At 66.4% G+C, this 19,213-nt stretch carries 22 protein-coding genes; 7 read left to right on the top strand and 15 right to left on the bottom strand.

Annotation, left to right across the window (positions count from 1 at the left end):
* Positions 1-41 precede the first annotated feature (41 nt).
* The 6 genes from AB0N05_RS10045 to AB0N05_RS10020 form a co-directional block, all read right to left on the bottom strand.
* Positions 42-863, bottom strand: a complete 822-nt coding sequence (locus AB0N05_RS10045) for a hypothetical protein (protein ID WP_364690242.1) — start codon at positions 861-863, stop codon at positions 42-44.
* A gap of 49 nt (positions 864-912) precedes the next feature.
* On the bottom strand, positions 913-1,179 hold the full coding sequence (locus tag AB0N05_RS10040) for a hypothetical protein (protein WP_364690239.1): 267 nt from the start codon (positions 1,177-1,179) through the stop codon (positions 913-915).
* Complete coding sequence (locus AB0N05_RS10035; RefSeq protein ID WP_364690236.1) at positions 1,179-1,469, bottom strand: hypothetical protein; 291 nt, start codon at positions 1,467-1,469, stop codon at positions 1,179-1,181. The genes AB0N05_RS10040 and AB0N05_RS10035 overlap by 1 nt, the downstream gene beginning before the upstream one ends.
* 158 nt (positions 1,470-1,627) lie before the next feature.
* Positions 1,628-2,281: a hypothetical protein gene (locus AB0N05_RS10030; protein ID WP_364690233.1), complete on the bottom strand. Its 654-nt coding sequence runs from the start codon at positions 2,279-2,281 to the stop codon at positions 1,628-1,630.
* A complete protein-coding gene (locus AB0N05_RS10025; RefSeq protein WP_364690230.1) occupies positions 2,278-3,153 on the bottom strand; it encodes a hypothetical protein in 876 nt (291 codons plus the stop codon). Before AB0N05_RS10025 ends, AB0N05_RS10030 begins: the two co-directional genes overlap by 4 nt.
* 18 nt (positions 3,154-3,171) lie before the next feature.
* Positions 3,172-3,948 (bottom strand): hypothetical protein, encoded by a 777-nt coding sequence (locus tag AB0N05_RS10020; protein ID WP_364690227.1) that lies wholly within the window; start codon positions 3,946-3,948, stop codon positions 3,172-3,174.
* Positions 3,949-4,243: 295 nt separating this feature from the next.
* On the opposite strand from AB0N05_RS10020, the gene AB0N05_RS10015 reads away from it, so the two are divergent.
* On the top strand, positions 4,244-5,005 hold the full coding sequence (locus tag AB0N05_RS10015; RefSeq protein WP_364690224.1) for a 3-hydroxyacyl-CoA dehydrogenase: 762 nt from the start codon (positions 4,244-4,246) through the stop codon (positions 5,003-5,005).
* Between the two features lie 97 nt (positions 5,006-5,102).
* Here the strand turns inward: AB0N05_RS10015 and AB0N05_RS10010 are convergent, their stop codons facing one another.
* The 4 genes from AB0N05_RS10010 to AB0N05_RS09995 form a co-directional block, all read right to left on the bottom strand.
* Positions 5,103-6,389 (bottom strand): lipase family protein, encoded by a 1,287-nt coding sequence (locus AB0N05_RS10010; RefSeq protein WP_364690222.1) that lies wholly within the window; start codon positions 6,387-6,389, stop codon positions 5,103-5,105.
* 22 nt (positions 6,390-6,411) lie between these two features.
* Positions 6,412-8,472 carry a LuxR C-terminal-related transcriptional regulator gene (locus AB0N05_RS10005; RefSeq protein WP_364690219.1) on the bottom strand — a complete coding sequence of 687 codons (2,061 nt, stop codon included), beginning with the start codon at positions 8,470-8,472 and terminating at the stop codon, positions 6,412-6,414.
* A 190-nt stretch (positions 8,473-8,662) separates the two neighbouring features.
* A complete protein-coding gene (locus AB0N05_RS10000; RefSeq protein ID WP_364690216.1) occupies positions 8,663-9,658 on the bottom strand; it encodes a hypothetical protein in 996 nt (331 codons plus the stop codon).
* Between the two features lies 1 nt (position 9,659).
* Positions 9,660-10,706: a 3-oxoacyl-[acyl-carrier-protein] synthase III C-terminal domain-containing protein gene (locus AB0N05_RS09995; protein ID WP_364690213.1), complete on the bottom strand. Its 1,047-nt coding sequence runs from the start codon at positions 10,704-10,706 to the stop codon at positions 9,660-9,662.
* 511 nt (positions 10,707-11,217) lie between these two features.
* Between AB0N05_RS09995 and AB0N05_RS09990 the strand changes: the two genes are divergently transcribed.
* From AB0N05_RS09990 to AB0N05_RS09975, 4 genes are all read left to right on the top strand, one after another.
* The gene (locus AB0N05_RS09990) at positions 11,218-12,882 is read left to right on the top strand and encodes a fatty acid CoA ligase family protein (RefSeq protein ID WP_364690210.1); all 1,665 of its coding nucleotides are present in this window, start codon (positions 11,218-11,220) and stop codon (positions 12,880-12,882) included.
* A gap of 8 nt (positions 12,883-12,890) precedes the next feature.
* Entirely contained in the window at positions 12,891-13,040 is a 150-nt protein-coding gene (locus AB0N05_RS09985) for a hypothetical protein (protein WP_364690208.1), read from the top strand.
* On the top strand, positions 13,037-14,071 hold the full coding sequence (locus AB0N05_RS09980; protein ID WP_364690205.1) for an NAD-dependent epimerase/dehydratase family protein: 1,035 nt from the start codon (positions 13,037-13,039) through the stop codon (positions 14,069-14,071). Before AB0N05_RS09985 ends, AB0N05_RS09980 begins: the two co-directional genes overlap by 4 nt.
* Positions 14,072-14,221: 150 nt before the next feature.
* A complete protein-coding gene (locus tag AB0N05_RS09975) occupies positions 14,222-15,052 on the top strand; it encodes an alpha/beta hydrolase (RefSeq protein WP_364690202.1) in 831 nt (276 codons plus the stop codon).
* 66 nt (positions 15,053-15,118) lie between these two features.
* Here the strand turns inward: AB0N05_RS09975 and AB0N05_RS09970 are convergent, their stop codons facing one another.
* Positions 15,119-15,430 carry a pyrimidine/purine nucleoside phosphorylase gene (locus tag AB0N05_RS09970; protein WP_364690199.1) on the bottom strand — a complete coding sequence of 104 codons (312 nt, stop codon included), beginning with the start codon at positions 15,428-15,430 and terminating at the stop codon, positions 15,119-15,121.
* A 128-nt stretch (positions 15,431-15,558) separates the two neighbouring features.
* Here AB0N05_RS09970 and AB0N05_RS09965 point away from each other — a divergent pair, with 128 nt between their 5' ends.
* On the top strand, positions 15,559-16,473 hold the full coding sequence (locus tag AB0N05_RS09965) for a MerR family transcriptional regulator (protein ID WP_364690196.1): 915 nt from the start codon (positions 15,559-15,561) through the stop codon (positions 16,471-16,473).
* Here AB0N05_RS09965 and AB0N05_RS09960 read toward each other — a convergent pair.
* Positions 16,451-17,176 (bottom strand): class I SAM-dependent methyltransferase, encoded by a 726-nt coding sequence (locus AB0N05_RS09960; RefSeq protein ID WP_364690193.1) that lies wholly within the window; start codon positions 17,174-17,176, stop codon positions 16,451-16,453. The genes AB0N05_RS09965 and AB0N05_RS09960 overlap by 23 nt on opposite strands.
* A 164-nt stretch (positions 17,177-17,340) precedes the next feature.
* Between AB0N05_RS09960 and AB0N05_RS09955 the strand changes: the two genes are divergently transcribed.
* Positions 17,341-17,751 (top strand): ester cyclase, encoded by a 411-nt coding sequence (locus AB0N05_RS09955; protein WP_364690190.1) that lies wholly within the window; start codon positions 17,341-17,343, stop codon positions 17,749-17,751.
* A 54-nt stretch (positions 17,752-17,805) separates the two neighbouring features.
* Here the strand turns inward: AB0N05_RS09955 and AB0N05_RS09950 are convergent, their stop codons facing one another.
* From AB0N05_RS09950 to AB0N05_RS09940, 3 genes are read right to left on the bottom strand one after another with little or no spacing between them, the layout of a single operon-like run.
* The gene (locus AB0N05_RS09950; RefSeq protein WP_364690187.1) at positions 17,806-18,249 is read right to left on the bottom strand and encodes an SRPBCC domain-containing protein; all 444 of its coding nucleotides are present in this window, start codon (positions 18,247-18,249) and stop codon (positions 17,806-17,808) included.
* Positions 18,250-18,299: 50 nt separating this feature from the next.
* On the bottom strand, positions 18,300-18,650 hold the full coding sequence (locus AB0N05_RS09945) for a metalloregulator ArsR/SmtB family transcription factor (protein ID WP_364690184.1): 351 nt from the start codon (positions 18,648-18,650) through the stop codon (positions 18,300-18,302).
* Positions 18,647-19,108, bottom strand: coding sequence for an SRPBCC family protein (locus tag AB0N05_RS09940; RefSeq protein WP_364690180.1), 462 nt, complete (start codon positions 19,106-19,108; stop codon positions 18,647-18,649). The genes AB0N05_RS09945 and AB0N05_RS09940 overlap by 4 nt, the downstream gene beginning before the upstream one ends.
* Between the last annotated feature and the right edge of the window lie 105 nt (positions 19,109-19,213).

The following is a 19,213-nucleotide window of genomic DNA, read 5'->3' as shown; positions in this document are numbered from 1 at the left end:
CATTGGGTCAATCATCACCGCGTCAATCACCGTTTGGTCCATTACCACCGCGTCCACCCCGCAAGGGAATCCACGTACTCGGTCTGCGCGGAGGTGGAGGTCGACGGCTTCAGCCGCCAGTCCCCGGCATCCCACACCATGATCAGCCGCACCGCGGCCCACAGCTGCCGGCCGTCGACCACCGGCCCGCGTGCGGCGAGCCGCATGATGGCCATATCGTCGGCGTAGTTCTCGACCTGGAACGCATCGGGCGCCACCAGATATCTGGTCACCTTCTCGGACTGCTGTTTGGGCAGCCGCTGATCCGCGAGCGCCTGGTCGTAGGCGGCCACCTGTTGCGCGGACACCCGCACCTGCCGCACATACAGTTCGCGGTCGGCGGGACGGGCATTGAGCCGGTAGGTGATCTGCGCCGCCGCCAGCGCCGCACCCTGCGGGGTGTGCGAATAGCCCACGGCCAGACCGTTTTCCAAGCGCGCGGGACCGTCCGAGGTCGAGAACGGAACGGACGCACCGTAAACCCGCTGCCAGCCGTGCGGATCCACGGTGCCCGCGGGGGCCGCGGTCAGCCACTCCTGATCGGAGGGGCGGTGCTGCTTGGACGGATCCTGCGGAAGCGGTTGCCCCGCGGGGTTGTTGGGGACGTCGACCCTGCGGCCGAACAGATCCACGTCGGGTGCGGCGAAACCGGTGGCGCCCGCATCGGCCGAAGCCGGGGTCGATCCCTCCACTTTCGCATTCGAGGTGGTGTCGCGATTGAAGTACACGACCGCCCCGACGATGACGATCAACGCCACGACGGCTGCCGAGGCGATGACGCCGAACGAGACGCGGTCGCGCTCCGGCGACTCCTTCTCGCTCATTCCGGCGCCTCCACAGTGTGTGTGCCAATGGACAATTCCGCCCGAGCCCTTAACTCGGCAGCAGGGCGAGTGCGATACCGCTCGCCGAACTCGCCATGATCGCGCCCAGCAGGCTCATCACCACCCCGTGCGTCGCGTCGTTGGCCGCCAGGTCGTCGCGGAACGCGTACCACAGTCTGCCGGCGGCCAGGATCATCCAAGCCATGCAGAACAGCAGTACGCACCACAGCAACCAGTCGATGAGTTGCATGATCGGCCGGATCACATCCGCCGGCATCTGCTTGTAGGCCAGTACGGCCTCCATGGCGGCGGACATCAGGTGATCACTGCGTTCATGATCGTACCCGCGCTGGTCGCGATGATCCCTCCGATCATGGCTCCCGCCACCATCTTCGGCGATTCCAAGCCGCCTCCCGTCCACTTCTCCCAGGCGAACCGGCCGCCCGCGTAGGTGATGCCCAAGACTCCCGACAACAACACGAACCAAGTGAAGTAACGAACCAGTTTGAGTAGCTTGTCCGACGCGGGTGGCGCCTCGGGGGTCGGATTCCCGACCTGGGCGAGGATCTGGCTGTACGCGTCGTGTACGGCGAGGATCATGCTCATTGTCTGTCCTTCTCCAAAAGCGAACTGCTAGTAACAATCTCGCCGTTCGACGGCCGCGCCGTCCAACCGGCCAAGACTACTCCTTCGGCGAAGCTTTCTTCCGACCCCGGTAGTGGGGAAGCTGTTCGCGCGCAAAGCATTCCGAGCGCCGCCATGGCTCACTCCTCCGGGTCCGTGAGCTCGGGCCGAGGTGCGTCGAGGGCGTCCTGGACCGCCGCCACGATGCCGGAGCCGAGCTCCCGCACATCCTGCGTAATCTCCTCGAGCGGATCGGATTTGCGCTTGCGCTGTTGCGGCACCGCGTCGCCGGGCGACCACACGGGCAGCTGATCGGGTTCGACCAGGGTCCATTCCTCGTGCCACGGCACCTGCCACACCTGTCCGGCGAGCGAGCCGACCACATCGCGGTAGCGGCGGATCTCGACGGGGATGCGGCCGGGGCGCGCGGCGACCGTGACCAGGCCGAGCACCTCGCACGGACCGGCCAGTCCGGCGTGATGCTGGCGCAGCAGGTCGTGGGCGCGGGTCAGGCCCGCGATGGTCTCGCGGGCAATGAGTACTACGTAGGGGGACTCGCGTTCGAAGCCGCCCGGCCAGCGGCGGTACGAATCAGCGGCGGGGGCAAGCACATGCGCGAGAGTCGAGGCTCCCGCGCCGCCGTGCACACCGAGCAGCCACACCAATGGCGCTCGGCCTCCGCCGGGTACGGGTCGGTCCCAAATCGGTGCTCGGCGGGTTTCCGGCGGCGGCACCACTCCGGCCGCCATGGCGGTCTCGGAGGAGGATCGGCGTTCCTTCATGGCTGCGGTCATGATGCCACTCCAGCAAGCAGGCGGCGATACGCGCGGCGTGTCTCGGCAGCGAGGTTGCTGTGCCGCACCAACTCTCCGCGCGCCAGGTGCGGATCATAGGGTATCTCATTGATTTCGCGGACCCAGCCGTCCAAATGCTCTCGCAAATGATCAGCAATCCGAGAGTCGTTGCCGGGCAACTGATGTGAGATCACGATTGTGGTGTCGCCGACAATTCCGCCGCCCTGCCCGTCGCCCTGGCCGCCGAACTGATCGTCGAGCCACTCGAGGGTCACGCGCAGGCGGTTGGCGGCATCGGCGCGGGCCGGAATCGCCAGCACCAGTGCGATATCCGCGTCCTCCAGGAGCGGACGCAGGTGGCGTCCGGCGATCGGGGAGCCGCCGTCGTACACGGGGGTATACCCGGCCTCGTCGATCGCTCGCGAAACCGTCAGGTAGGTGGCGCGACGGCGCAGCGGGGCCGGATCGCGCCACAGCAGGCCGATTCCCGAGGTAGCCAGGGAGAGGCATTCCTTGAGCGGCGCGGCCTCGTCATCGCCGCGGCCGTACAACCAGGATTGCAGGCTGATCGGGCTCAGATGCTCATCCGCCCCGCGCAGCGCGAGATCGCTGCCCGCGAAAGTGGCGTCCACGGCGACGGTTTGCGAACCGGCCGCGCCGATCTCGCCCGCGATGCCGAGCGCGGTCGTGGTGGTGCCCGCGCCGCCGCAACCGCCCACCACCAGGATCGGACGTTGCGCGGGCGCGTCCTCGCCGGAGTCACCACGGCGCTTACGCAGACGAACCACCGGAGCCTTGGAACGCGCGGCGCGGCCCGACGATTCGCCCTCCTCGGGCACCTCGTCGAGCCAGCGGCTCCAGTCCTGATCCATTTGTCTCAGCTCTCCCTTTTATCCGGCCGGAACACTCGCGGCGGGACCATGGTCGCCGATCCCCGCGATGGCCGTCATTTCGTTGTACGCCGCCGGGCCCGCGCTCGAGCCGGAACCGGCATCCCCTGCGCGTGTGCCGATGGATTGCGAAGTGCCACTGTGGGAGTTGAGCACATAAAGAGCAACCCCTCCCGCAGCGGCTAGCAACAGGATGGCAACGATCAGGAAAGCTATGGCGAAAGCCCGTCGGGCGGTGGAGGCGTCGCGCGGTTCCGGAGCGTCGTCCACGGCGTCCAGCAGGGCGGAGGCCGGGTCGTTCTCGCTCGTGCGGGTCTGCGCACGGCTCTCGGTATCACTGCGGTCTTCCGGGTTACCGCGGCCTTTCGAACGGTCCCGAGCGGGGCGCGGCTCGTCTTCCTCGCCGTCCCACGGGAACTCCACCACGGTGGCGGGTTCGCCTGCGGGAGCGCGGTAGCGCAGTCGCGGTGCGTGCGAGCCGGATTCGCGATCGCGCATCCAATCCGACCAGGAACCGCTGAAGTGGCTGCGCCGCAGCACCGATTCCGGCACCGGCGGAATGTCGAGTTCGGGCTCGTCCTCGCGAATGTAGTGCGGGAATCGGGCGGGGCCGCCCTCATTGTCCAACATTGCGCTGTCGAGCACCGAGTCGTCCTGCGCCTGATCGGGCGCGGTCCCCTCGGGTGCGGGCTCCAGCGCGGGGTACCAGCGCGAGACCTTTTTGTACGACTTCAACATTCCACCGGCCCCCGCTGCGCCGGGCGCGTCGCTCTTCATCGTCGGACCCTCTCGGCATCGGTCGTGACGGACGGTGTTGTGGTCGGTTGTCGAAACAGGAGCCCGTCAACACCGCGCCGCCGGGTGCGCCGCAGTCAAGACGGTCCCGATCGAAAATTCTCTCGCATGAGCAGGATTCCAACGACTCGACGCGCCGGAAGGCGTGCCTGAGAATCCGCGCGCGCGTACGCATAGCAGCCCGTCGAGCGGGGTGTGCACACCACGCCGGGGGGTGGTCTTCCGCACGGCCGCACCAGAATCTACATTAACAAGACCAATGCTTTATGGAGGTTTTGTGAAAACAGCAGACACTGTCGCGGTCGTTACCGGCGGCGCTTCGGGTCTCGGTCTGGCCACTGTGCGGGAACTGCACTCGGCCGGCGCGAAGGTCGTTATCCTCGATCTTCCCTCGTCCGAGGGCAAGGCGATCGCCGAAGAACTCGGCGAGCGCGCCGTCTTCGCCCCCGGCGATGTCACCAGCGAGGAAGATGTCACGGCCGCCCTCGACGCCGCGAGCGCCCTCGGCACGCTGCGAATCGCGGTGAACTGCGCGGGCATTGGCAACGCCATCAAGACCGTCGGCAAGCAGGGCGCCTTCCCACTGGCCAGCTTCACCAAGATCATCAACGTTAACCTGATCGGAACGTTCAACGTCATCCGCCTGGCCGCCGAGCGCATCTCCGCCGCCGAGGAAGCCGACGGCGAACGCGGCGTAATCGTCAACACCGCCTCCGTCGCGGCCTACGACGGCCAAATCGGCCAAGCCGCCTACTCCGCCTCCAAGGGCGGCATAGTCGGCCTGACCCTCCCCGTCGCCCGCGACCTGGCCCCCCTCAAAATCCGCGTAATGACCATCGCCCCCGGCCTGTTCCACACCCCGTTGTTCGCGACCCTCCCCGACTCGGCCATCGCCGCCCTCGGTGCCCAGGTCCCCCACCCCGCCCGCCTCGGCGACCCCGCCGAATACGCCGCCCTGGTCCGCCACATCGTCGAAAACCCCATGCTGAACGGCGAAACCATCCGCCTCGACGGCGCAATCCGCATGGCCCCCCGCTAAAACCAAGCAGCACAACAGAATCGGCCGAGGCCCCCAGGCCCCGGCCGATTCCTGTACAACGCCATCCCGCCCAGTCACGCCCCGTCATGACCGAAGATCAAAACGAGCCGCCTGCGAGGGCGCGGACCAGGACACTCGCCAGGTTCAGGTAGCCGCGGACGGCGGCACGCGACAAGGCCAGGGACAGGACGGTTTGGGTGGTGCCGCGCGGGAGGGGGCGATCGGCGAAACGGTCTGCGAGCCAGTTCCCCAGGAGCGGGGCCGCGAGCAGGCCCAAGGAGATGTGGCCGCCGGTGAGGTCGCGGAGGTAGCGGACGGAGGTGCCTTCGGCTCGGTAGCGATCGACCAGGCGGTCGACATTGCCGCAGGGAATGATCAAGTCGTGCACCGCTTGCACGGTCAGTACCGGGAAGTCGGGTGGATGGTCGCCGGGTTGCAGGTCGGACAGGACGGTGCGCACGTGCGGGAGGGTGCGCAGGGTGGCGAGTGCGCCGCCCTCGTGGTCGTCCATGCGGGTTCCTCTGCTGCGCAGGAGGATTTGGATGGTGCCGGTGGTTTCGGCGCGATGGAGCAGCGACAGGGATGCGGGGTCGAGGTGCTCGCGCAGGCTGCGATCCAGATCGGGGTAGGCGCGGCGCAGGCCCGCCAGGCACAGGGTGGACAGGCCGCCGAAGAGGGAACCGTTGAGGCGGAAGAAGGTGGATTCCAGATCGCCCACGGGGGAACCTATCGCGGCGGCGATGATGTTCAGTTCGGGAGCGTAGGACGCGGCGGTTTCGGCCGCCCAGACGGTGGCCAGGCCGCCGCCGGAGTATCCCCACAGCGCCACACGGGAATCCGCCGGACGATCGAGGAACGAGAGGGTGGCGCGCAGGCCGTCCAGGGTGCGGAAGCCGGGCTCGCGGGGTGCGCCGAAATGGCCCGCGGTACCGACATGATCGGGCACCGATACCGCCCAGCCGCGCGTCAGGGCATGGGCGATGAGCAATAACTCGAATTGCGGGATCGCGCCCAGCGCGTGGGCGCCGCGACGAAACGCGTAGGACGGCAGGCAGGTCGAGGCAACCGCATCGATCGCGCACTGGTAGGAGACGAGGGGCCGGGGTTCCGCGGGATCCGCGCCCCAAGGGAGCAGGACGGTGGTGACGGTCGCCTCCGGCTTCCCGTTCAGATCCGTGCTGCGGAACAGCAACTGCCAGGCCGAGATTCGCTGCGGTATCCAGCCGAGCAATGCCAGTTCGACCGGCCGTGTGCGCAGGATCGTGCCGGGCTTCACCCGACTCAGCGACCGGGGCGACAGATAGAACGGATCGTCCTCGGGCAGTAGCGGTTCCGCTTCGTACGCCGCTCCCTCCAGCGGCTCGTCTACCACATTCGCGTGCATCTCAACCCCTTTCGAACAGCTGCTATCCGACGGCGGTGTCGGCCGTTGTTCCCTCCACTTCGACCAGCGCGAAGCGCAACTCGCTGCGACGCGCGACCGAAAGTTTGCGATACACCCTGGTGAGGTGCTGTTCCACGGTGCTGGTGGTGATGGCCAGTTCGGCGGCGATATCGCGATTGCGACGGCCGTGGGCGGCGAGTTCGGCCACTCGGCGTTCGGCTTGACTCAGGGCATCGAGGCCGGTGGACGGCTGCGGCGTCCGGGCGAGCGGGGCGGAGAGAGATCGGATATCGCCCCCTCGATCCTGCAGCGGCTCCGCACCGCAGGTGGCGGCCGCTCTGGCGGCGTCGCGGAGAAGAGAGCGGGCCTTCTCGACATCACCGATCGCCCGGTACGCATCGCCCAGATCATGGAGGGCCATTGCCAATTCGAGTTCGTCGGCTCCGGCGCGGGCAATGGCGACCGCGCGGCGCAGCAGCGCCACCCGGCGGTGCGCGTCACTGGTCGCGGCGAGCAGTCGCAGGGCGGCTCCCCCGCTGCGATGCCGATCGGCTCCACCGATGAGGTCCAGGTGGGCGGTCGCGAATGTTTGCACCTGCCACTGCTGTCCGAGCTCGAGATAGGCCGCGGCCAGGTCATTGCGCCACGGCGTCAGCCAGGCGAAGTCCATATTCCACTCCTGCATGAGGGTGCCGCAGCGGCGGAAGTGGCGGATGGCCTCCTCGGGATTGCCGGTGGCCAGGCAGTGCTCGCCGAAGGCGCTCAGATAGGCCAGGGCGAAGCGGGATTCGAACATGGCGCGCGGGACCGGTCTCTGCAAGTGCGCGGCGGCCTCGGTGTGTTTGCCCTGCGCGGTGAGGGCGCGCACCAGGACGGCGATCGGGCGGCCCGCCCACACGCCGAGGTGTTCGGCGGGCACGAGATTGAGGGCGAGCACGGCATGCTCGGCCGCGGCGGCCAGATTCCCCTTGCGCAGCAGCGTTTCCGCCCGGGCCGCGACGAAGATGGACTGCCAGGTGGGGGCGCAGCGCGCCTCGGCCTCCGCGTGCAGGGCGGCGCACCAGGCGTCGGCGGTCGTCAGCCGGTCGGTATGGATGAGACAGTCGACGGCGGTCACCAGCACCTCGACCGTATCCAGCGTCAGGCGGTGACCTGCCAGAATGCGCTGGGCGGCCGCGGCGATCTCCGCAGGAGGATGTTGGGTCCACATGGCGATGAGCAGATCGCTGGCCTGCCGGTGCGGGCATTCCCGGTCCGCCGGAGCGTATCCCGCCAGGCGCGGGCGGCCGGTGAACAACTGCCGATGCCCCCTCACCTGCGTGGGATGCGTGTATCGCAGCCAGGCGCACAGGAAGTCGAGGCGCGCATCGGTGACCTCGGCGTCGCCGGGTCCACGATCCAGGCGATTCAACGCATGGTCGGCGTGCAGGGTGTAACCGTGCCACAGCATGTGCAGCACGGTCGCGGGTAGTTCCGGATAGGGCACCCGGCCGGTGCGCAGGGCGGCCTTGAGACGGCCGAAGTTCCGGGTGCGACTGGACGGATTGATCCGCCATTCCACCGTGACCAGGCGCACCGCGATGGCCGCGCGCTCATCGGCCCGGCGGCTGGCGTGGTAGGCGGACTCCAAATACCTTGCGGTGCGCTCGAGTTCGTCCTCGCCCAGTGATTCGTCGGCGGCGACGATCAGCACCCGCGCCGCCCAGGAGCCGCGCGCCTCCCCCGCTTGCACCAGATGCCGCGCCACGACCGCGGCGGGCAGCCCCGCACGGTGCAGCAGGGCCGCCGCACGGTCGTGCAGTGCCCGCGTCTCACTGTCGGGCAGGTCGCGCAATAGACGGGCGGCGATCGCCGGATGCGCGCACCGCTCCCCCTCCACGACCCCCGCGGCCGTGAGTTCGGTGAGCACCCGCTGGGTTTCGAGGGATTCCGCGCCGACCAACTCCGCCGCCAGATCCGCGGTCGCGGCGACGCCCAGCACCGCCACCGCCCGCGCGGTCCGCAGCCGAGTCCCCTCCGCATCATCGAGCAGCTCCCCGAGCGTCTCGTCCTGATCTCTTCTCCGCGCGACCGGCCGCTGCATAACCCAGTCCCTTCCTCTTTTCGGACGCACCCGACTGGAGGGGATGGCACGGCGAGCTTGGTGTGCTGGCGCGGCATCATTGCAGCGGTGGCCGCCGGAGGGCGGCCGGTTTCAGCCGGGGCACAACGGTTTCCGGTGGCCGCCGGAACGCTCGAGCGGCCGTTCACGGCGGACCACCGGATGAAATCCGTTACACATCACTATATTTGAACTGTCCATCCCTAGTGGAACTCGTGGCCGAAAGCGGGTACGGGCGGTAGGCCAGGCAGGCCGCGGAGCTGTCGTCGGCCGCCAGGAAGATCACGGTCCGGGCATTCTCGAGCAGCCCGAGCTCACCCGCGCCGACGTACGCGTGCACCGGTGCCGCCGTGTAGGGGTCGCCCACGGCCGGGTCGACTCCGGCGATCGCGGTCGACGGCACACCCAGCCGATAGGCCAACCGCTCCCGGAATCCGGGCACCGGCGCGGGAGCCAGCACAATGGCGTCACCGATGGCGAAATCACGACTGTCGAGGTGCTCGCCCGCCAGGCAGGCCCGCACCACGGCCTCGCTCGCCGCGAGTGGATCGCCGTGTCCGGTGCGCACCGTGACCGCGGACCGGCCCTCGAGCCCGGCCGCCTCCAGATCGGCCCACGCGTCGGCGGTCACCGTGTCCCGGGCCGCACTGGTGTAGAGGCGGCCGAATCCCCCGGCCGCCGCGGAGGCGCTCACCAGGAGCGCCGCACCGGTGGCGGAGTACGGGAAATCCTCGACATCACGTCGCAGGGAGGGGTGGGTGTCGCCCGCGAGCACCAGGGCGTACTCCAGATCGCCCAGGGAGGTGAAACTCTGGGCCGCCATGAGCGCATGAACCACGCCCGTCGCGCCGTTCAACAGGTCGAACGAGAACGCGGGCACCCGACCGGTCTGATACTCCAGCCCGATCTCCAGACGCTTCTGCAGCAGCGCGGCCACCGCGGGCTCGGCAATATTGTTGTCCCGGAACACCCCGGCATTGATCACCAGGCCGATCTGATCCGGCGATACCCCCGCCTGTTCCAGGCATTTGCGCCCGGCGCGGGTGGCCAGTTCGAAATAGCTCGCGGTGTCGGTGTCGGTGCATACGGCGGCGGAAACGATTGCGGTACGCCCACCCGTCACCCGGCCACCACCCCTCATCGAATCGCTACGCGATGCTGTATTCATGTCAGGCCTCCAGTCGGGAAATGGTCGCGGCGAGATGCCCGGAGACGACGCCGGATGCCTCGGGCACCAGCAGCACCTTGGAGCCCTTCGGAATCGCCTGCTTGGCCAGGTGTTCGTGCAATACCAGGAAGTGCGAGGTGGAGGCGGTATTGCCGTACTCGGCGTAGACGTCGAGCAGCTGCGGCATCGGGGTCTCGAAATGCCGCTCGGTCAGGCTGGCGATGTAGTCGATCGCGGGGCCGCTGAACTGGTGGTGAATCCAGTAATCGAATTTCTCACTCTCCCAGGCGCGTCCGGTCGCGGAGAAGTAGTCGGCAATGCGGCTGATGCCCTGCTGATAGCGGGATTCGCTGGCCAGCGCGCGATTATCGGTATACATGGCGATGCCGGTGGTTTTCTCACTCGGCATGCCGATGCAGTGCTCCGCGCCGGCGGAGGTGGTCATGAGCTCGATGTAGTGGATCTCGTCATGGTCGTCACCGCGATTGTCGACCAGGACCGCGACGGCCGCGTCCCCGACGGTGAGCGCCGCGAACTGCGGGTCATAGGGCTGGCTGATCTCGCGGACCGCGGTCTCGGCAATGGGCGTGATCTGCTCGCCGCTGACCACCAGGCCATTGCGCACCACACCGCTCTTGATCATGCGATCCAGCAGCAGCACACCGGTGATCATGCCCGCGCAGGCATTGGAGAGATCGAAGTGCAGCGCGTTGAAGGCCCCGATCTCATTGCGCAGCATGAGTGCGAAAGATGGTGCGTAGCAGTGGTGTCCGGGGCCGCGGAAGCGGGTGATCGACACATTGATCACCACGTCGATCTCGTCCGCGGTGTAATCGGAGTGCGCGAGGCAGTCCCCGATCGCCTCCATGGCGAGCGCGAACGAGGATTCGTAATGGTCCGGATCGGAATCGTAGACATGCCGATTCTTGATTCCGGTGATGCGTTCCAGGTCCAATCCCCTGGGCACCGACAGGCTGGCGATCACATCTTCCGTGGAGCGGATGGTGCTGGGTGTGTAGGCACCGATCGATTCGAAGCGTGTACGCATGGCCCCCTACTCTCTGGTCTGTTTTCACGGCTGTTCGAATTCTGGTGCGGCGAACGCGATTCGAATGCTTTCCGAGGTCTTCGCCGTCGTTATCCAGTAGCCCCGATGCTGAATCGGATGGTACCGGTACCGACGGGTAACTCGGAGTCACACAGGCATCACAAATCACTGTGGTAACAGGGTCTTTCCGCGCGCCCACGATCTGAAACAGCAGGTGGTCAGCGGTATTCACCAACACGTAAGGGGTTGTGGGATAGGGGTGCGATAGGGGGTCCGGAAGAACTCGTGTCGGTACCGCAAGACACACCAAACAGGTTGCCTGGCAATGCATTTACGACTTCTCTCGCTAGCGGGGGCACAGGGCTTGCGGTACCCTCACCGGTACCGCCCATGGCATTGCACGCCAATTCTCAGGGGGACGTGTGCCGTATTCCGTATTCACAATTCCCGCGCTCGCGAATCCGATCTCCATTCGAATTCCCCTGCGCACGAAATTCATCGAGGTGATGTAGTGACCACCGCAACCTACTGGCGCGCGCTCGACCGGTTCCGCGATATCGTCGCCGCCCATCCCGAACGGGAGGCGGTGATCCATCCGGACGGCAAGACCGCGGCGGGATTGCCGCAGTACACCCAGCTCACCTACGCCGAGCTGGACGACTGGTCCGACGCCATCGCGGAGCAGGCCACCGCCGCCGGAATCGCACCCGGAACGCGCACCATCGTGCTGGTGCGGCCGGGGCCGGAGCTGTACGCGGTGTTGTACGGGCTCTTCAAGATCGGATCCGTACCCGTGGTGATCGATCCCGGCATGGGGTTGTTCAAGATGCTGCGCTGCCTGCAGGCCGCCGACGCCGAGGCGTTCATCGGCGTGCCCGAGGCGCAGGCGGTGCGGATCGTGTTCCGCGCCTACTTCCGCAAGGTGAAAGTCGCTGTGACGGTGGGGCATTGCTTCTGGCGCGGGCCGACATTGGAGAGCTGGGGGCGCAAACCCACTGCCGCACTGCCGGATCGGGAGCCCGCACCGGACAGCGATCCATTGCTCATCGCCTACACCACGGGCAGTACCGGGCCCGCCAAGGCGGTGGTGCTCACGCACGGCAATCTCAGCGCCATGATCGATCAGGTGGATGCGGCGCGCGATCACGTCGCGCCGGGGACCTCGCTCATTACCGCGCCGGTGGCCGGAATTCTCGAGCTGCTGCTCGGATCACGTTGTGTGCTACCACCATTGATCCCCTCCAAGGTGGGCGCGACCGATCCGGCGCATGTGGTGGACGCGGTCGAACGGTTCGGGGTGAAGACCATGTTCGCCTCGCCCGCGGTGCTGATTCCGCTGCTCGCGCATATCGAGAAACATGGGGACAAACTGGCGACGCTGGAGAGCATCTACTCCGGTGGCGCGCCGGTGCCGGACTGGTGCATTGCCGCGCTGCGGGATGTGCTAGCCGAGGACGCGCGGGTGTACTCCGGATACGGGGCCACCGAGGCGCTGCCCATGGCGACCATCGAATCACGGGAACTACTGGGCGATCTCGTCGAACAGGCGCATGACGGGAAGGGTGTGTGCGTGGGCAAGCCCGCGCTGGATGTGCGGGCGCGCATTATCGCCATCACCGATGACGACCTGCCCACGTGGGCGGATGCCGAGGCGCGGCTGGCCGGGCTGGCGGCCTCACGCGGGATCGGTGAGCTGGTGGTGGCCGGGCCGAATGTCAGCACCCGGTACTTCTGGCCCGAATCCGCCAATCGGTCCGGGAAGATCGTCGACGGCGAGACGGTCTGGCACCGCACCGGGGATCTGGCCTGGATCGACGAGGAGGATCGAATTCGGTTCTGCGGGCGCAAGACTCAGCGCCTGGAGACCGCGGACGGGCCGATGTTCACCGTGCAGGTGGAGCAGGTGTTCAATGTGGTGCCGGGCGTGGCGCGGACCGCGCTGGTCGGGGTCGGTGAGCGTGGGGCGCAGAAGCCCGTGCTGTGCGTCGAGCTCGAGGCCGGGGCCGACAAGAAGGCGGTCGAGGAGCGACTGACGGTGCGGCGCAGCGAGTTCGAGATCGCCGAGCCGGTGACCGCCTTCCTGTTCCACCCGAAATTCCCGGTCGATATCCGCCACAACGCCAAGATCGGCCGCGAGAAGCTGACGGTCTGGGCGGCACGCCAGCTCGACGACTAGGGGATGTCATGAAGAGCCTTGTGCAGCAATTCATTCCACTATTCGGCTGGGCCTACACGCGCTCCGGGCTGATTCCCGCCTTCCTCGGCATGGCGGCGGACGAGTTCGCGAGCCGGTGGCGGAACCACAATGACAGCGGACTGCGGGAGGTCCAGTGAAGGCATTGGTGACGGGGGCCTCGGGGTTCCTCGGGGGCGCGCTGACGCGGCGGCTCGTGCGCGACGGCGAGCATGAGGTGTCGATTCTGGTGCGGGCCACCAGCAATCTGCGCGATCTCGAGCCGGTGATCGATCTGGTTCGGGTGGTCACCGGCGATCTCGGTGATGCGCGATCGCTCGAGCGCGCGGTCGAGGGCGTGGATATCGTATTCCACAGCGCCGCGCGGGTGGACGAGCGCGGGACGCGGGAACAGTTCTGGGCGGAGAATGTCGCCGCCACCGCGCGACTGCTGGCCGCGGCCCAGGACGGGGGTGCGCGGCGGTTCGTGTTCATTTCCAGCCCGAGCGCGCTCATGGACCGGGATGGCGGGGATCAGGTCGAGATCGACGAGTCGGTGCCCTATCCGGAGCACTATCTCAACTATTACTGCGAGACCAAGGCCGCCGCCGAACGCCTGGTCCTCAAGGCCGACGCACCGGGTTTCACCACCTGCGCGCTGCGGCCGCGGGCGATCTGGGGTGCGGGTGATCGGTCCGGTCCGATCGTGCGGCTACTGGATCGCGCCGCGGCGGGCACGCTGCCGGATCTGTCCTTCGGGAAGGAGGTGTACGCGTCGCTATGCCATGTCGACAATATTGTGGAGGCCTGCGTCAAGGCCGCTGCCGGTGAGAAGGTCGGCGGCAACGCCTATTTCATCGCCGATGCCGAGCAGACGAACGTGTGGCGCTTCCTCGGCCAGGTCATTACCGAGATGGGATACCAACCGCCCCGCCGCAAACTGGATCCGCGGCTGGTCAACCTGCTGGTCGACGGGATCGAATTCCTCAGGCGCACACCGTATATCGCGGCGCGCTGGACGCCGCCGCTCTCGCGCTACTCGGTCGCGGTAATGACCCGGACCGGTACGTACGATACCGCCGCCGCCACTCGCGATTTCGATTACCACCCGATCATCGATCGTGACCGAGGCATGACCGAATTGCAAAGTTGGTTACGTACCGGGGAGGTGAACTCCGAGACGGCTCTCTGACCAGCGATCGGGCGCTTTGAACCCATCCTTGTGTTACTCGCGGTACCAGCTAGCATGGTTGGCACGACCACGCGAGGGGTATGTCGGTGCTGACGGCCCTCCAGGCCGAATACGCAGTACAGCACCGCTACTCAATGAGGAGAGCGCCCGATGCAGGTGTTCGATTTCCATGGCGTGTCCGTCGCATACGATCACGCCGGGTCGGGAAGCCCGATCGTCTTCCTGCACAATATCGGTGGTGAGCGCCGCATCTGGGCGAATCAGTTCGAGGCACTGAAGACCACGCACAGCGTCTACGCCCTCGATCTCTTCGGCTACGGCGAATCCGATACTCCCGCCACCGGGTACACCATCGACAACTACGTCGACATGCTGTCGGAGTTCATCGCCGCCCACGATTTGAGCGACGTCACCTTGGTGGGCAACTGCTTCGGCAGTGCGCTCTCCTTGATGTATGCCCGCCGGTCTCCGCAGAATGTGCGCGCCCTGGTGTTGTGCAGCCCGCTCACGGCCGCCACGCTGCGCCCCACACCGACCGGTTGGCTCGCCCGAGCTGCCTCCCGCATCCCCCTCGACACCCCCGCCAATGCCATCCGCCTCCCCCTCCCCGCCGCGGGCTGGGTGGTCCGCGAGCAGCTGGGCCCCCGAGGCCGGGACATGACCCACACCGCCTTCACCACCCTCCGCCACCGCTGGGCCGAACCCCGCCGCCTCCTCCCCCCGGCCGCCATCGCCCGCGACCTCCCCAACCTGAACGTCCTCGACCACTTCCACCCCGGCCCGGCATTCCCGCCCATCACCACCATCTGGGGCGAGAAGAACCGCATCCTCTCCGCCCGGGCAGGCGCCCGCCTCGACAAGTCCCTCTCCCCCGTCGAGGCGATCCGCCTTCCCGACTGCGGGCACCTGGTGATGCTCGAAGCGCCCGAAACCGTCACCGCGGCAATCACCTCCGCCTCCCGCACGGCACTGGCGAGCTGACCCGAAACGCAAAAGCGGGGCGGCACCGATTCGGTGCCGCCCCGCTCGGACGTTGGCATCGGCAGATCAGCCGAAGTGGCACACGTAGTGCACCGGCTCCACAACCTCGATCTGGAACGAGCTATTGCCGGGAACGTTGAACGACTCCCCACCCCGGTACGTCACGGCCTCGGTCTCACCGGCGAGGGTCACCTTGCACTCCCCCTCCAGCAGCTCCATGATCTCGGGCGCGCCCGTAGTGAACGTGAGCGACGCCGGGAGAATGACCCCGACGGACTTGCTCGTGCCATCAGCCAACACAATGTTGTGGCTCACGCACTTGCCGTCGAAGTACACATTGGCCTTCTTGGTGACAGCCACATTCTCGAACGTCGTCATTACTCTCCTCGGTGATGGGGGCAGACCACCCTATCCGCCCGCACCCCCAGCCCCCTTAACCAGGTCCAACCTGTCGATCGCCAAATCGGCTTGACCTGACAGTGGGTGGAAGGTGCAGCTTTGATGCCATGCACGACGACACCGAGCGCTACACGATCGGACAGCTGGCCCGCCGAACCGGACTACCGGCGCGCACCATCCGCTTCTGGTCCGACGCCGGAGTCATCCCACCGACGACCCGATCCGCGAACGGCTACCGCCTCTACGACGTGGCCGCGATCGAACGCCTCGAACTGGTCCACACCCTCCGCCAACTCGGCCTGGACCTCCCGTCCGTGCAACGCGTCCTCGACCGCCAATCCACCCTGGCGGAAGTAGCCGAAACCCACGTGCACGCCCTCGACGCGCAAATCCGAACCCTACGACTGAACCGTGCCGTCCTGAGCACGGTCGCCAAACGCGGAAGTACCTCAGAGGAGATGACATTCATGCACAAACTGGCCCGAATGTCGGTGCGAGAGCGCCAACAGATCATCAACGATTTCATCGACCGAGTCTTCGCCGGAGTAGAAAACGAGGACGCCCTCATCATCGCCTCCTTCATGCGCGAAATGCCCACAGCCCTAGCGGATGAGCCCCCGGTAGAGCAGGTCGACGCCTGGATGGTCCTAGCCGAACTGGTCGCCGACGAGTCCTTCGAACGGGCTCTCCGCCGCATGGCCATCCACAGCGGATCCGACAACCGAATCGAATTCGGCCTAACCATCCGCCCCCTGGTCCTCGAACACGCAGGCCAAGCCCTGACCGCCAACATCCCCCCAGACTCCGACCAAGCCCGCCCCATCCTCGCCCGAATCCTCCCCCCAAACCTGTCCGAGAATGAATCGATCTCCCTACTCGCCTGGCTGGAAACAGTCACCAACCCCAAAATCGAGCGCTACTGGCAACTACTCAACCAAGCCAACGGCCGCCCACCCCAAGAACCCACCATCCCCGCCTTCCAATGGCTGACCACAGCCCTCAGTTTCCACGCTTCGCAATGAAAACGAACTCACGCTCCGGACGATCCGGTGCCTGCCGGACGTCCCGCACGGTGAATCCATGAGCAGCCAACGTGGATTCGAGTTCGCCGCGAGGGCGGAAGCGGAGCGTTGAGTCCGAGGTTATGGCGGTCCCGTCGGACCGGAAAGTGTAGGTGTGACGGAAGGACACGTAAGGGAGTTCGACGGCAATGAGCTCGAGCCGCTCTTCAACCCTGCCGATTCCCGGGATGTCGATGGTGATGGGAGCGGCCGCAGCCCAGTCCTCCCAGGCCCGGCGGTCCGGCCGCCTGGTCTCGAAGACGAGGTGGCCTTCGGGGCGAAGTGCGGAGTGGATGGAGTGGAGAGTCTGGGACCAGGCCTCATCGGTCAGAAAGACTTGGGCTACGTTCCCGGTCATCAGGGCCAGGTCGGCAGCGGCAGGCGGAAGAGTCGTCGCGTCCCCGTGCAACCACGTGATTCGGTGCGCTCCAGCCTTCGACTTCGCCACCTCGAGCGATGCTGATGCCGGGTCCACAGCTACGACGCCGCGCCCGGATTCAGCAAGCAGAATCGCCAGAGCACCTGTACCACAACCAATATCGACAATGCTGCGAGCGTCCAGATCATCAGCCAGAGCGAGATAAGGCGTCAAGTCGTCGCGCGGGCCGTCAAAGGCGTCGTAGAGGGGTGCGAGGCGATGGTGAGCGAAGATCGCGTCAGGCATTCCGTGACCGTACGACCTTCAAGGCGGTGTCGGCGATGGGATTTCGACCTCCCGTCTCGACTCGCCAGGGGGCGGCACGCCGGGGCGGGGGCGGGATAGTAAGTGCCGCAAGTGAATTGCACGTACGGTTTAGGCGCGGGTATGCGGAAATCGGAGGTATTGAGATGGTTGGACTGGGAGCTGTGGCGGTGGCGTTTCATGCGCAGATGGATGCCATTGCTGCGGGGAAGACGCAGTGGGGGGAGATTGAGGGGGAGTTGTTTGCGCCTGGGTTCGTGGCGCACATGATGGGGGTGGGGGATGTGGATTTGGCGGGGTATCGGGAGGGGGTGGGGGCGTTCATGGGGGCGTTCGAGGGGTATGAGCACAGGCTCGAGGCGCAGGTTGCGGATGGGGATTTGGTGGCCAGTCGGTGGACTTGGACTGGGACTCATACGGGAGAGTTCAATGGGGTGGCGGCTACTGGACGGGAAGTCAGTATCGGGGTTATGAACTTCATCAGGGTGGCTGATGGGAAGGTTGCGGAGTTCTGGCCGAGTTTTGATGCGGTGGGGTTGATGCGGCAGATCAGTTAGGCATGACGAAACCTCCACCGGTAGCGGGGCTCTCGGCGGAGGTGGCGTCATGGGTCAGTTCCAGCTGTCGATCTTGACATCGTGGGGATCGGGGGCGCCCTTGCCGGTTTCTACCAGGGACTTGAGGCTCAGGAGGAAGACTGCCCACTTGGTGCTGCAGTGGTGCATGAATTCGACCGGCTCCTTCCAGCCCTCGTGTTTGAACAGGACATTGGCGAACTCGTCGGACTGCTTCAGGTCGAAGATGATGTGGGTGCCGATCCATTCCTCGGGGCCGCCGACCACCTCCCAGACCACACGCTTGGCGGGGTCGAGTTCTACGACCTTGGTGTCGATGTCGCCGGGGCCGAAGTGGAAGTTGACCACGCCGCCGATGTCATTGCCCTTGCCTTCGGTGTTGGTCGCCCACCAGCCGGAGAGGCCTTCGATGGTGGTGAGGGCCGTGTATACGTCGGCCACGGTCGACTTGATTCCGACCTGGTGCAGGATGTCTACCATTTCGAATCTTCTTTCCAGCGTTGATTTTTCGGATTACATTGGGACATTCACTACGGTGTGGCGCGCTCGTTCTTCGCGCGCTGGATCGCTTCGGCGAGAGACTTGATGCGTCGAAGCCGGGCGTCCCACGCCTGCCCCACCGAGGCCAGTTGCGCTACCGCGCGGGCAAGTTGGGCCTCGTCCACCCGGTACCGGCGCTCGCGCCCGGCGGGTGTGGCGTGCACCAGGCCCACTCGGTCCAGGACACCGAGGTGTTTCGCGATGGCTTGGCGGGTGACGGGGAGCTGCTCACTGAGACTGGTGGCGGTGCCGTCACCGGCGGCCAGGAGCAGGTCGACCATGCGCCGACGGGTGGGATCGCCGATGGCGGACCACAGGTCGTCGTCGACGGCGGTGCTCATGGGGTCGACACCAGCCGTGCCACGTAATCCCCGAGACGCGGGATGAAGGTATCCCAGCCATTGGAGTGGTCGAGGTATGTCTCCTCCAGTTTCGCCGCCTCCCAGCCCATCTCGCGAAAACCCGTTTCGACCATCCGAATCGTGGTGCCCGTGCCGTTCGGGGTGAGCTCGAAGGTGACCAGCATCGAGTTGACCGAGTCGTCGACCTTGTCATCGGGGTAGCACCAGCGGAACGAGAACAGTCGATACGGCTCGGCGGTCACCACCTGCATCGGAACGACATTCACCCGATCGCCCCAGACGAGCTCCCCGACCGCGCCGGGCTTCACCTCGTACGAGGCGTCATCGGTCCACCACTCCGAAATGTGCTCGGGGCTGCTCACGACGTCGAAGACCACCTCGGGCGACGCGTCGACATGGATCTCCCGTTCGATGCTGCCGTACTCCAGGCTTGTCATGCTTCCTCCATGTGCAACGTTTGGTTGCGTATCACGCTAGCCGACCAGTCACGGTCGCGCAACCATCGGTTGCATATTGGCGCAAAGAAAACCGCCGAGGCACTC

Source organism: Nocardia sp. NPDC051030 (assembly GCF_040683015.1).
Lineage (GTDB): Bacteria > Actinomycetota > Actinomycetes > Mycobacteriales > Mycobacteriaceae > Nocardia.
This window is presented reverse-complemented; position numbering and strand designations above follow the sequence as displayed.